Origin of the sequence: Campylobacter sp. CN_NE2, assembly GCF_027797465.1 — a bacterium.
Lineage (GTDB): Bacteria > Campylobacterota > Campylobacteria > Campylobacterales > Campylobacteraceae > Campylobacter_B.
In genome coordinates this window covers 865964-879846 of the sequence record NZ_CP115608.1, presented here as the reverse complement: position 1 = coordinate 879846, position 13883 = coordinate 865964, and the positions used below count along the sequence as shown (strand labels likewise).

General features: G+C 33.9%; 14 protein-coding genes. 13 read left to right on the top strand and 1 reads right to left on the bottom strand.

The features are described 5' to 3' along the window. Window positions 1-75: 75 nt before the first annotated feature. Window positions 76-969, bottom strand: a complete 894-nt coding sequence (nadD, locus tag PF028_RS04295; protein ID WP_270860123.1) for a nicotinate (nicotinamide) nucleotide adenylyltransferase — start codon at window positions 967-969, stop codon at window positions 76-78. Window positions 970-1044: 75 nt separating this feature from the next. On the opposite strand from nadD, the gene gap reads away from it, so the two are divergent. Genes gap through PF028_RS04230 form a run of 13 tightly spaced genes read left to right on the top strand, consistent with a single transcriptional unit; the run spans window position 1045 to window position 13873 of the window. Next, a complete protein-coding gene (gap, locus tag PF028_RS04290) occupies window positions 1045-2043 on the top strand; it encodes a type I glyceraldehyde-3-phosphate dehydrogenase (RefSeq protein ID WP_270860122.1) in 999 nt (332 codons plus the stop codon). 9 nt (window positions 2044-2052) lie between these two features. Continuing rightward, window positions 2053-3255, top strand: coding sequence for a phosphoglycerate kinase (locus PF028_RS04285; protein WP_270860121.1), 1203 nt, complete (start codon window positions 2053-2055; stop codon window positions 3253-3255). 3 nt (window positions 3256-3258) lie between these two features. After that, a complete protein-coding gene (locus tag PF028_RS04280; RefSeq protein WP_270860120.1) occupies window positions 3259-3951 on the top strand; it encodes a triose-phosphate isomerase in 693 nt (230 codons plus the stop codon). Beyond that, window positions 3948-4766: an enoyl-ACP reductase FabI gene (gene fabI / locus PF028_RS04275; protein ID WP_270860119.1), complete on the top strand. Its 819-nt coding sequence runs from the start codon at window positions 3948-3950 to the stop codon at window positions 4764-4766. The genes PF028_RS04280 and fabI overlap by 4 nt, the downstream gene beginning before the upstream one ends. Window positions 4767-4796: 30 nt before the next feature. Next, the gene (locus tag PF028_RS04270; protein ID WP_270860118.1) at window positions 4797-5798 is read left to right on the top strand and encodes a 3'-5' exonuclease; all 1002 of its coding nucleotides are present in this window, start codon (window positions 4797-4799) and stop codon (window positions 5796-5798) included. Continuing rightward, window positions 5795-6622 carry a DNA ligase gene (locus tag PF028_RS04265; protein ID WP_333720453.1) on the top strand — a complete coding sequence of 276 codons (828 nt, stop codon included), beginning with the start codon at window positions 5795-5797 and terminating at the stop codon, window positions 6620-6622. The genes PF028_RS04270 and PF028_RS04265 overlap by 4 nt, the downstream gene beginning before the upstream one ends. A 28-nt stretch (window positions 6623-6650) precedes the next feature. Further along, window positions 6651-7640, top strand: a complete 990-nt coding sequence (gene galE, locus PF028_RS04260; protein ID WP_270860117.1) for a UDP-glucose 4-epimerase GalE — start codon at window positions 6651-6653, stop codon at window positions 7638-7640. Beyond that, window positions 7640-8932 carry a hypothetical protein gene (locus PF028_RS04255; protein WP_270860116.1) on the top strand — a complete coding sequence of 431 codons (1293 nt, stop codon included), beginning with the start codon at window positions 7640-7642 and terminating at the stop codon, window positions 8930-8932. Before galE ends, PF028_RS04255 begins: the two co-directional genes overlap by 1 nt. Next, complete coding sequence (locus PF028_RS04250; protein ID WP_270860115.1) at window positions 8929-9366, top strand: adenylyltransferase/cytidyltransferase family protein; 438 nt, start codon at window positions 8929-8931, stop codon at window positions 9364-9366. The genes PF028_RS04255 and PF028_RS04250 overlap by 4 nt, the downstream gene beginning before the upstream one ends. Before the next feature lie 9 nt (window positions 9367-9375). Further along, window positions 9376-10422, top strand: a complete 1047-nt coding sequence (locus PF028_RS04245) for an asparagine synthase C-terminal domain-containing protein (RefSeq protein WP_270860114.1) — start codon at window positions 9376-9378, stop codon at window positions 10420-10422. A gap of 21 nt (window positions 10423-10443) precedes the next feature. After that, window positions 10444-11904 (top strand): lipopolysaccharide biosynthesis protein, encoded by a 1461-nt coding sequence (locus tag PF028_RS04240; RefSeq protein ID WP_270860113.1) that lies wholly within the window; start codon window positions 10444-10446, stop codon window positions 11902-11904. After that, window positions 11904-12899, top strand: coding sequence for a glycosyltransferase family 2 protein (locus tag PF028_RS04235; protein WP_270860112.1), 996 nt, complete (start codon window positions 11904-11906; stop codon window positions 12897-12899). The genes PF028_RS04240 and PF028_RS04235 overlap by 1 nt, the downstream gene beginning before the upstream one ends. Continuing rightward, entirely contained in the window at window positions 12896-13873 is a 978-nt protein-coding gene (locus tag PF028_RS04230; protein WP_270860111.1) for a glycosyltransferase family 2 protein, read from the top strand. The genes PF028_RS04235 and PF028_RS04230 overlap by 4 nt, the downstream gene beginning before the upstream one ends. Window positions 13874-13883: the final 10 nt, after the last annotated feature.

Sequence of the window (13883 nt, the reverse complement as noted above, 5' to 3'; positions counted from 1 at the left end):
TATCATAAAGTGGGCGTTCTTGCCCGTAAAATTTAACAAATATAAATATAATTTTAAAACCAAATTTGCCTAAATTTAGGCAAATTCATTTCTTTTTAATTTTTCCAAAAACTCTTCGATATTGTATTTTGCGCGGTAGCGTTCGTCCATTAAGTGAATTATAATATCGCCCAAATCCACAACGCTCCACTCATCGCTACTTTCGATAGCCAAAAACTCTTCGCCCAAAGGTTTTAAAACGCTTTTTAACTCATCGATTAGCGCTAAGCCATGACGGCCTGTCAAAGTGGTAGCAATGACTACAAATTTAGCGATATAATCTTTCTCGCTCATATCGATGATTTCGACATTTTCGGCTTTTTTGTCATTTAAAATTTCTGCGATTTTTTCGGCTCGTTGTTTTGCTGAATTTTCACTCATTTTTTGATCTCCGTAAAATTTTATAACTTCATCTTTTATCAAATTTGGAATTTCACCTTTCAAATTCGACCTAAAAAACGATGACGACATATTAACATTTAAATCCATTTTTTGCAAATTTACGCCGTGAATTTGGTTCGGAATTTGCACGCCACCACGAGCAAAAACCACAAATTTAACCAAATTTTTAAGTTCGTCAAATTTGTGCCATTTGTCTAAATTTGCCAAATTATCGGCTCCGATGATAAGATAAATTTCACTTTTTGGATATTTTGAAAGCAAAAAATTTACACTTTTTATGCTCGGCACTTTTTCATTTTGCAAAATTTCAAAATCGCAAATTTGCACTTTTTCTAAATTTCCCCAAAGTTTTTCTACCCATTTTAGCCTTAAATTCGGCGGTGCAGAAAATTTTTCTTTAAACGGATTTAAAAATGTCGGCATTATAACAAGCAAATCGATATTTAAATTTGCTAAAACCGAGCGAACTATTTTCTCGTGTCCGGTGTGTGGCGGGTCGAAACTACCGCCAAATAGTGCTATTTTCATATTTTTTACCCGTTTAACCTAATTTAAATTCCAAATTTAGTAAAATTGCGTGAATTATACCTAAAAGGATATTATATGGCACTAAAAGTTGCAATAAACGGCTTTGGACGAATCGGCAGGTGTGTGGCTAGAATCGCACTAAATAGAGACGACATCGAAGTTGTCGCTATCAACGATACCGCTAAACGGGAAGTTACAAGATACTTACTTCAATACGACACCGTGCATGGCGAATTTAATAAAAAAGTTGAGGTTATAGATGATGATTTTATCGCAGTTGATGGCAAAAAAATCAGAGTTTATAGCACAAGAGACGCAAATGAGCTTGATTACGCTGGACTTGGCGCAGAAGTGGTTTTAGAATGCACCGGAGCTTTTTTAACAACCGAAAAATGCCAACCTTTCTTAAATAACGGCATTAAAAAAGTGGTTATGAGTGCTCCTGCAAAAGACGATACGCCGACATTTGTAATGGGCGTAAATCACGAAACTTACGCAGGTCAGGCTGTCATTTCAAATGCAAGTTGCACCACAAACTGCCTTGGACCTATCGCAAAAGTCCTTGATGACGAGCTTGGCATAGAAAAAGGGTTGATGACTACAATCCACGCTTACACAAACGGACAAAGCTTGGTTGATGTTAAGTGCCGTGATTTCCGCAGAAGCAGAGCAGCAGCTTGTAATATAATCCCTACAACAACAGGTGCTGCAAAAGCCATAAATTTGGTGCTTCCGCAACTAAAAGGCAAAATGCACGGACAAAGCGTGAGAGTGCCTGTGCCAAATGTTTCTATGGTGGATTTAAATGTCGTTACCAAAAAAGAAACAACGGCGGCTGAACTTAATGAAATTTTTAGAAAATATGCTAATGGCGCTATGAAAGGCATTTTGCTTGTTGATGATGATCAAAGAGTTTCGACTGATTTTTGCACGAGTGCCTATTCAAGCATAGTTGCGAGTGATTTAACGCAAGTGATTTGCGGAAATTTGATAAAAGTTATGAGCTGGTATGATAATGAATGGGGTTATAGTCACCGACTAATCGACCTTGCGATGTATGCAGCTAAAAAATAAGGACCCAAGATGAGCGAAATTCTATCAATCAAAGATTTAAAGCTAAAAGCAGGGGATAAGGTTTTTATTAGGTGCGATTTTAATGTGCCTATGGACGAGTTTTTAAATATCACGGACGATCGCCGAATTCGCTCGTCGATTCCTACGATAAAATACTGCTTGGACGAAGGTTGTAGCGTGATTTTGGCTAGTCATTTGGGTCGTCCAAAAAACGGCTTTGAAGAGAAATTTTCACTTCGTCCTGTGGCAAAAAGACTTTCAAGATTTTTGGATCGTGAAGTTAAATTTGTAAATGACATAGCAGGATATGACGCTAAAATGGCGGTAAATTCGCTAGAAAAGGGCGAAGTTTTGTTGCTTGATAATTTGCGATTTGAAAAGGGCGAAACCAAAAACGATGAAGAATTAGCCAAAAAACTTGCCGAATTTGCCGATTTTTACATAAATGACGCATTTGGCGTTTGCCACAGAGCGCACTCTTCTGTGGAAGCTATTACTAGATTTTTTGATAAAGAACACAAGGCAGCAGGATTTTTGCTGATGAAGGAAGTGCAGTTTGCAAGAGATCTTATCAAGCGACCTGCGCGTCCTTTCGTAGCTGTAACGGGCGGTAGCAAGGTAAGCGGAAAGCTTCAAGCTTTAAAAAATTTGCTACCAAAAGTCGATAAACTCATCATCGGCGGCGGTATGGCATTTACATTTTTAAAAGCCGTAGGATACGACATAGGAAATTCGCTTTTAGAAGAAGATTTGATCGAAGAAGCAAAAAATATTTTGCGAAAAGGCAAGGAATTGGGCGTTAAAATTTATATTCCTGTCGATGTAATCGCCGCTCAAAGCCCTTCGCAAGATGCGGTTATGCGTTTTGTAACCGTGCAAGAAATTCCAAGCGGTTGGATGGGGCTAGACATCGGTCCCGCGACCGTTGCGCTTTTTAAAGAAGCGTTGGAAGATGCTCAAACTATTTGGTGGAATGGACCTATGGGCGTTTTTGAAATCGATAAATTTGCGCGTGGCAGTTTTAGAATAAGCCACGCAATCGCCGAAAGCCACGCTACGACGGTCGTTGGCGGTGGCGATACTGCCGATGTCGCTCAAAGAGCAGGGGATGCTGATGAGATGACATTTATCTCAACGGGTGGCGGAGCAAGTTTAGAGCTAATCGAAGGAAAAGAGCTTCCGGGCGTAAAAGTTTTAACTACGGAAGAATAAAACATGATACTAGCGGCAAATTTAAAATGCAACCATACAAGGGCTAGTTTTGGCAAGTATTGCGAATTTTTAAATGCAAATTTGGACGATGAAATTTTATCAAAACACGAAATTTTGGTATTTCCACCGGCTACGGCTCTAAATTTAGCAAAGCATAAATTCACGCAAGGCGCACAAAATTTCTATCCGTGCGAAAAAGGCAGTTTCACGGGCGAAATCGGCAAAGAAATGCTGAGTGAATTTGGCATTTCTTGCGTTTTAATCGGACATAGCGAAAGACGCGAAATTTTAGGTGAAACAGACGAGCTAATCGCAAAAAAATTCGAATTTGCAAAATCGCAAGGCTACAAAATCATCTTTTGCATAGGCGAGAGCGAAGCTGTTTATAAAAACGGCAAAACAAAGGAATTTCTAAATTCGCAACTAGAAAAAATCGATTTAGATTACCAAAATTTGGTTATCGCTTACGAGCCGATTTGGGCGATTGGCACTGGAAATACTGCAACTAGCGAAATCATAGATGAAATTTTAAGCTTTTTGCGAACTAAAACAAAGGCGCCTTTGCTATATGGGGGAAGCGTAAATTTAAAAAATATCGCTGAGATTTCGCAAATTTCAAGTTGCGACGGCGTTTTAGTGGGAACTGCTAGTTGGAGTGCAGAAAATTTTATAAATTTAATCAAGGAAGCAAAATGATATTAAAAGGTAAAAAAGGGCTTATTGTCGGCGTTGCAAATAATAAATCTATCGCTTACGGGATTGCGAAAATTTGCCACGAGCAAGGGGCACAGTTAGCTTTTACATTTTTAAATGACGCTCTTAAAAAGCGTGTTGAGCCGATTGCAAATGAGCTAGGAAGCGATAAAATATATGAGCTAGATATCAACAACGACGAGCATTTGGCGAATTTGCGAACTAGCTTAGAAAAAGATTTTGGCAAATTTGACTTTGTGCTTCACGCTGTGGCATTTGCGCCAAAAGAAGCGCTTGATGGCAAATTTATTGACACTACAAAAGAAGCCTTTAATATCGCTATGCAAACTTCGGTTTATTCGCTGATTGCTTTAACAAATGCGGTTGAACCTTTACTAAATGATAATGGAGCGATTTTGACTCTTAGCTACCTTGGAGGCGTGAAATTTGTGCCACATTACAATGTCATGGGCGTAGCAAAAGCTGCACTTGAAAGCTCAGTTCGCTACCTAGCGCATGATTTGGGCGTTCGCGGAATTCGCGTAAATGCGATTTCGGCAGGTCCAATCAAAACTCTCGCAGCTAGTGGAATCGGCGATTTTCGTATGATTTTGCGTTGGAACGAGCTAAATTCGCCGTTAAAGAAAAATGTAGATATTTTCGAAGTCGGCAAAAGTGGCGCATATTTGCTTAGCGACTTTGCCAGTGCAGTTACGGGCGAGATTCACTATGTCGATTGTGGTTATAACATAATGGGCATGGGCGACATCGCCACCGATGAAAACGGGAATACCATTTTAGCGTGGGATAAAAAGTAGATTTATAAAATTGCTTGATAGGGCTGATTTATGAGCGAGTATATTTGCGTTTTTGATTGTGAAACTATCCCTGATGTAGAAACTCTTAGCAGAGTTTTAGATAAGGACGAATTTAGCGAGTGCTGGGAAGAAATTCCAAAAGAAAACACAGATAATCTTTTTGGCAATGAATTAGAAGCAAATGTAGTAAATGATGGTAAAAATTTGGAATTTGATAAAAACGCAGATTTAGGGCAAAATAGTGAAAAAAACATTAAATTTTGGGGCGAAAATAAAATTTATAGCGACGATAAAACAAAAATTTTAAATCCACTAAAACTTAGCAAAAAGGCACAAAATTTGCAAAAAGAAAAAACAGGGAGCGAATTTTTGCCCGTTTGTTTTCACAAAGTGGTCTGCATAAGTGCCGTTATGGCGGATAAATTTGGCAATTTCATGCGGGTTTCGACCTTGCAAGGCAAAAACGAAAAAGAAAAAATCGCTGAGTTTTTAAAATTTATAAATTCGCACAACCCTCGCCTTGTAAGCTTCAACGGACGGGGCTTTGATCTGCCGATGATTATGGTTAGGGCGATGAAGTATAATTTAGATGCTAATTCGTATTTTGAAACTAATAATGTAATTATGAATAAAAGCAAATGGGAAAATTACCGAAGTCGCTACGACGGGCGTTTTCATTTGGATTTGCTCGATCACATTAGCGATTTTAGGGCTGTTAGCGGTTTGAAGCTAGATTATTTATGCACGGCTTTGGGGCTGCCCGGAAAATACGATGTTAGCGGCGATCAAGTGTTAGATTTGTATTATGCGAATAAGCAAGAAAAAATCGATGAGTATTGCCAAAGCGACACGCTAAATACCTACTGGCTTTTCCTAAAATACGAGCTTTTGCGTGGAAATTTGCAAATTAGCGATTATGCGAATTATTTGACAAATATGCAAAAATTTTTAAACGAAAAGTGCGAAAATATGAGCTACACGGCAGTTTTTAGCAAATTTATTGATAAAGAGCTAAAAGGGCTTGAAATTTGATAAAAAAGCTCATTTTATTAGTTTTCTTTTTAAATTCTTTGCTTTTTTGTAAAAATCACGAACCTATGCTTTTAAATGTTTATAAAGGTGATGAAAATATCGCAGGTTGGGTTATCAGCGAAAAATTTGACGGGGTTAGAGCCATTTGGGACGGAGCAAATTTGCGTAGCCGAAACGGCAAAATCATAAACGCTCCAAAATTTTGGACGGAAAATTTTCCGCCGTTTGTGATTGACGGCGAACTTTGGACGAAGCGAGAAGATTTTGAAAATTTATACTCTATCGTCGCTGATAGTAAGCCAGGCGATGAGTGGGAAAGTGTTAAATTTTTGATTTTTGATGTGCCAAGTGTTAATGGCGATTTGTTTTCTCGCCTAGCAAATTTGCGTGAATTTTTAGATAAAAACGAAATAAAAAATATTGAAATTATCGAGCAAATTCCCATAAATTCGCACAAAGAATTAAAAAAATTTTTAAATTCCGTTTTAGCTAAGGGCGGTGAAGGTGCGGTCGTAAGAGATCCAAATTCGCCATATATAAACGGACGAAGCGATAAAATTTTAAAAGTTAAAAAGTTTTTAGATAGCGAGTGTGAAGTTTTGCAAATTTATGACGGAAAAGGCAAATTTAAAGGCAAAATGGGCTCACTTTTGTGCCGTGATATAAAAAGTGGCGCTGAATTTAGGCTTGGGTCGGGTTTTAGCGATGAAATTCGCTCAAATCCGCCAAAAATCGGGCAAATTCTAACCTATAAATTCCAAAATCTCACAAAAAACGGCAAACCAAGATTTCCCGTTTTTATTCGGTTTAAAAAAGAATTGTAGTATAATAATTAATTTTAAGGAGCAAAAAATGAAAATTTTAATCACAGGCGGAGCAGGTTATATCGGAAGCCATGTAGTAAAGGCGTTGCTTGAAGAAGGCGGACATGACATAGTCGTCGTTGATAATCTTTGCAAAGGGACACAAAAAGCGATTGACGCTCTTAAAAGCGTGGGTGCGTTTGAGTTTGTCCAAATGGATTTGGAAAATATAGCAAAAATGGACGAAATTTTTAAATTTAATAAATTTGAAGCGATTATCCATTTTGCGGCGTTTATCGAAGTTTTTGAAAGCATGAGTAATCCTTTGAAATACTATCTAAACAATACGGCAAATGCGATAAATTTGATAGCACTTTGTCAAAAATACGGCGTGAAAAATTTCATTTTTAGTTCGACGGCGGCGACTTATGGGGAGCCTGAAACCGGTGTAGTTAGCGAAGAAAGTCCGCAAAATCCGATAAATCCTTATGGTAGAAGCAAACTTATGACCGAGTGGGTTTTAAAAGACGCTGCTGCGGCAAATAGGGATTTTAAATACGGAATTTTGCGTTATTTTAATGTAGCAGGTGCTTCATCTGACGGACTTATCGGGCAAAACTATCCAAATGCAACGCATTTAGTCAAAGTGGCAACTCAAACAATCGTCGGAAAACGCGAAAAAATGAGCATTTTTGGCGATAATTATCCGACGAGTGATGGAACTTGCGTAAGGGATTATATTCATGTGGAAGATTTGGCTCAGGCGCATTTATCGGTGCTTAGATACTTGCAAAATAACGATAGTAGCGTGTTTAATGTAGGTTATGGCACCGGTTTTAGCGTAAAAGAGGTTATCGAGTGTGCTAAAAAAGTAAGCGGGGTTGATTTTAAGGTTGAAAATGCACCGCGTAGGGACGGCGACCCGGCAAGGCTAATCTCAAATGCAGATAAATTAAAAGCTAAAACTGATTGGACACCAAAGCATAATAATTTAGAAGAAATTGTTGCAAGTGCGTTAAATTGGGAAAAGAAGAATTAATGAATATTATTAAACGCACTATTGTAGAGTTAATGCCAAAATCATTTTGGGATAGTGAGTTATATTTAAAATATTGGCAATGTTTTAAGAATAAAAAAAATTTATCTATTACGCATAAGCATTACGAAAGCGTTATAGAAAATTTTAAAAAACGAGAAAATAAGAAAATCCGTTTTGCAAGCTATATTATGTCAGATTCGATGTTTGGTGCGATAAATTTATATGAACTTATGCTTAAAGAAGGGGACAAATTTGATTTAAAAATTGTTGTGATTCCAGACATTTCAAGAAGTAAAGAGCATATGATAGAAAAATATAATGGCGCAAAAAATTTCGTTTTGCAAAAATATGGTATTGAGATGTTGCTTGATGGTTATGATGAAAAAAATGATATATTTTTAGATCATAGCGATAAATTTGATGTTGTGTATTGTGCTAATCCATACGACGGTGTTGTAAATATGGTTCATTCTATGCAGTATTTATCGAGTAAAAATATTTTACCTTTTTATATACAATATGGATTTTCCCATTTTCAATATGGGGACAATTATATAACTACGCAGCTTGGAGTAAATTTATGTTGGAAAGTTTTTTTAAATAATAAATTTGAGCTTGACGGGTTTAGGAAATTTGCTCCTTATATCGGAAAAAATGCAGTAGTAACAGGCTATGCAAAAATGGATAATTTTAAGATAAATCAAAAAAAAAGTGAAACAACAAAGACTATTTTAATAGCTTCACATCGCTCTACATATGGTGATATAATAAAAATTTCAAATTTTTTGTATTATTATGATTTTATTTTGACATTGCCACAAAAATTTCCAAATGTTCGTTTTGTTTTTCGTCCGCACCCTGTTTTATTTGAAGATTTAGTGCAGAGCAAAACTTGGAGCAAAGAGCAAGTAAGTGAGTATTTAGAAAAAATAAAAAGCGTTATGGAATTTTCTAGCGGCGGGGATTATTTGGATATTTTTAACGAAGCTGATGGCATAATAAATGATTGTGGTTCGTTTATTTCAGAGTGGCTTTATAGCGGTAAAAAAGGCTGCTTTGTATCTTATGACGGATTAGTATTTGATCAGCTTACAGAGTATGGTAAAATAGCTTTAAACCACTACTACATAGCCAAAAATGAAAACGATATTATTTCATATATAAGCGATGTTATCGATGAAAAAACCAAACCTTTGGATATGGGAAAAATAAAAGATGAAATTATGCTAAATTATCCAAATGTTTCGCAAAAAATCTTAGATGAAATCAAACAAACGCTAGGAGTTAAATGATGATTATAGGCTACACAACGGGAGTTTATGATTTATTTCATATAGGTCATTTAAATTTACTCAAAAATGCAAAAGGTATGTGCGATAAGTTGGTTGTCGGCGTAACCGTCGATGAACTCGTGGCATATAAAGGCAAAAAATCAATGATTCCTTTTGAAGATCGTATCGAAATAGTAAGAAGTTGCAAATATGTCGATGCTGCCGTGCCGCAATATGATATGGATAAACTTGAAGCTTGTAAAAAATTAGGTGCTTCGTATCTATTTGTAGGAGATGATTGGTATGGGACAGAGAAATGGCAAAATTATGAAAAAGAATTTGCTAAATTTGGTATAAAAATCGTATATTTTCCATATACAAAAAATATCTCATCTACGCAGATTACAAAAGCGCTAAATGCTGTGCGTCAAGATAATTTAGAAGATTTAAAATAAGGAGAAAAAATGGTAGATAAAGATTTTTGTTTAAGTTCGTATATAGCGTATCGCTATATTTTTAAAGACGGCGTTGAATTTTACGATGGTTTTAAGCACAAAAATATACAACCTGTGCCAAAAAATGAGCAAATTTCTGTTAAAAACGCAGATGAAATCGACGCGGCTATAAAAAAACAATTTGATGAACTTTATGAAAAATATGATTCGATTGGAATTTTACTATCAGGCGGTATGGATAGCGCAAATTTGGCTTCATATCTAAAAAAAGGAAGCCACGCATATACCTTTACTTCTGATTTAGATGAAGTTTTTAACTTAGATGCCAAAAGAGCAAAAAAATATTGTGAAAAATTTGGCTTAAATCATCATTTGATAAATATAAATTTTGATGATTATAAAGAATTTACCGAGCCTGTTATGAAAAATAAATGCGCTCCCGTGCATTCAATAGAACCACAAATTTATAAAGCTGCCTTGGCGGCCAAAAAAGACGGCGTAGAGCTAATGATTGTCGGAGAGAGTTCGGACTTGATTTTTGGCGGTATGGATAAACTTTTAGCAAAAGATTGGGATTTTGATGAGTTTAAAAATCGCTACACATTTTTAGAACCAAATTTAGTTTTAAAAAATCCGGTTGATGTTTCTGAGCTTTTTGAAAAATATAGACAAGGTGAAAAAATAGACTTTATGCGTTTTATGGACGATGTTTTTGCCATAGAGAGTTCAAGTTCTTATTTAAATGCTTTTGAAGTTGCAAATCTGCCATATTACGACCCTTACGCTAAGCTTGTTATGAGCGAACCGCTTGATTTGCATAGAGTGCGAAACGGCGAACCGAAATATTTGGTTAGAAATTTATATGCAAAAATTTATCCTGAATTTGAAATACCAAATAAAATTCCTATGCCACGCCCTGTGGATATGATTTTTAAAGATTGGAAAGGTCCAAAAAGAGCAGAATTTAGAGATGATATTCCTATGGAAAAATTAAGCGGAAATCAAAAATGGCAACTTTGGTGCGCAGAGTTATTTTTAAATTTAAATGAAAAATAATTTTTAAATTTTGGAAAATTTGTGCAAGAAAACATAATTCAAAAAACCAAATTTGGAATTTTATGGAACTTATTTGAACGCTTTGGGGTTCAAGGGCTTGGTTTTATTTTCGGCATTATATTAGCTAGAATTCTATCGCCAAATGATTATGGAACTATTGCGCTTTTAACGGTTTTTATCGCGCTTAGTTCCGTTTTTATTGAAAGCGGTTTTTCTAAGGCTTTAATACAAAGACAAGACAGAGATGAATATGATTTTTCAACTGTTTTTATTTTTAATGTAGTTGTTGCGATAGTATTTTATTTAATTTTATTTTTTGTTGCTCCATTTATCGCAGAATTTTATAAAATTCCGGAACTTACAAATTTGGCAAGAGTTTTGTTTGTGGTTTTAATCTTGCAATCATTACGAATAGTGCAAACAGCAAAATTTCAAATAAATGTTGATTTTAAGAAAATCGCTTTTATAAATTTAATCTCTATTATTATCGGTTGTCCTTGCGGGTTAATTTTTGCATTAAATGGATTTGGTGTTTGGTCGCTTGTTTGGCAAAATATTATATCGCAGAGCGTAGCAGTTGCGTTATTTTGGTATTTTGGTAAATGGATACCAAAGACTGGATTTAGCAAAAAATCATTTAAAAAACTATTTAGTTTTAGTGTAAATTTGACCGTAATCGGAGTTTTAGGAATTATATTAAACAGCATTTATATTCTTGTTATTGCTAAATTTTATTCTACAAAAGATTTAGGTTTTTATAATCAAGGAGAAACTTGCACTAGCAGTATTTTTGGAGCTGTAACAGGTGCTATTGTAGGGGCTACTTTTCCGCTGCTTTCATCTTTGCAAAATGATAAAGATGAGCTTATAAGGATATTTAAAAAACTTCTTAAAATTATCTCTTTAACTACAATTCCTGCAATGTTTGGTTTTGCTATGATAAGCGAGAATTTTATTTTAGTATTTTTGACAGAAAAATGGATTGAAGCGGCACCTCTATTTTTTTGGTTCTCTTTGGCATTTATTTTTACACCTTTAAGTGGTGCGAATTTGAATTTACTAGAAGCTATTGGAAGGACAGATTATCGTTTAAAAATCGAAATAATCAAAATGTTTTTGCTTTTTATCATGATGGCCATAACATTTCCTATAAGCATAAAAGCAGTCGTTATAGGTAGGGCAGCAATGGGTTTTTTATCGTTTTTTATAAATACCTACATCATAGGTAAATACTATGGCTTTGGTGCATTTAAACAACTTGGCTATATTTGGCACAGTTTTGTAGCATCTTTTGTTATGGTTTTTGTAATTTTTTGTATTGATTATTTCATATCTAGTCCTTTATTAAGTTTGATTTTATCGATACTAATTGGCATAATAGTTTATATTTTTACTCTTTGGATTTTAAAAGAAGAAGAATTTTTTATATATTTTGATAGAATGAAGCTTTTATTTGGTAGGCTTGTAAATTTGGAGAAATGATGAATAAAAGTCCATTAATTTCAATAATAATCCCTGTTTATAATGTCGAAAAATATATCGCCAAATGTGCCACAACGCTATTTGAGCAAGATTTTGATAGCATTGAGTATATTTTTGTAAATGATTGCTCGCCTGATAATAGTATGCAAATTTTACAAAGCGTGATAGAAAAATATCCAAATAGAAAAAATGATATAAAAATCGTAAATAATGCTCAAAACAGCGGTTCTAGCCTAACTAGAAAAAATGGCTTAGATAATGCTAGTGGCGAGTATATACTTTTTATAGATAGTGATGACTGGGTAGAACTTGATATGGTAAGTTCTATGTATAAAAAAGCAAAAAACGATAATGCTGATATTGTGTGGTGCGATTATTATTTAAATTATGAAAATAAAGAAATTTATTGCAAAGAAAAATATGATGAAATAAAAAATAATGATTATTTAAAAGCTTGTTTGAGTGGGTCTATAAATTCTTACATTTGGAACAAATTAGTAAAAAATAAACTATATGAGAATTTGGAATTTCCAAAATTTTCACTTTTTGAAGATACTTTCATTATAACTCAACTTTTCTATAAAACTAAAAAAATTTCATATTTACCAAAAGCATTTTTGCATTATAATCAAATGAATTTAAGCAGTATAGTGTCATCTAATTCGATAGAAAAAAAGATAAATGATAGCAAAGAGATGTATAATAGCGTTTGTAATTTTTTAATACAAAATAATATCTATGATAAATATATCAAAGATGTTAAAATGCGTATTGTTTGGATTGTGCTTGTGGTAGCAGATAACGACTATATAAATAGGCTAAAAAACATAGATGAAAGCCTTGTGGATATTAGATTTGTTTTGCAAAATCCATTGATTTCAAAATTTAAAAAGATTTTTTACACTTTGCCGTTTATTGGATTGGAGTGGTGTTTTACGATACCAAGAGACATATATAGAAATATAAAAGCGATTATAAAAGGAAAAAATTTATGAAAAATTGTTTAGTTAGCATAATAATCCCAGTTTATAATGTCGAAAAATATATCGCCAAATGTGCCACAACACTATTTGAGCAAGATTTTGATAGCATTGAGTATATTTTTGTAAATGATTGTTCACCCGATAATAGTATGCAGGTTTTGCAAAGCATTATAGAAAAATATCCAAATAGAAAAGATAATATAAAAATCATAAACAATACTCAAAATAGCGGTTCGAGCCTAACTAGAAAAAATGGCTTAAATAGCGCAAATGGCGAGTATATACTTTTTATAGATAGCGATGATTGGGTAGAGCTTGATATGATAAGTTCTATGTATAAAAAAGCAAAAGAAGATGGTGCAGACATTGTAATATGTGATCTTTACAGCAGTTTTGAAAATAAAGAAATATATAGTAAAGAAAAATATGATTTTATAAAAACAGATTCCGAATTTTCAGATAGTTTGCTTGGTGTTACCAATGGCTTTTTACCAATAAAATTAGTATCCAAAGAGCTGTATGATAAAATCGATTTTCCTAATTTTAGTTTGTTTGAAGATGTTTATATATCGTTGCAGTTATTTTATTTTCATCGAAAAAAAGCATATCTTCCGTATGCTTATTATCACTATAACCAAATAAATTTATCTAGTATTGTTTCTGGTGACAAAGTTATTATGAATGAAGAAAAAATAGATTGTTTTAGATTACTTTACAACGCAATATTAAATTTTTTAATTGAGAAAAAAATCTATGAAAAATATAAAATTTTTTTAGATATGAGAATAATGCATCTTGTTATGATGTCTTATCCTACCGATACTATAAAATATTTAAAACTTATCGATAAAAATTTAGCAAACATCAAATTAATTTGGTGTAATCCAAGTTTATCATTTAAAACAAAAATAAAATATTCTTTTCGTTTTTTAGGACTTGAAAAAATAAATGAGCTATTGATAGTTATTTATAAGAAGATTAAATAAAGGAATTTAG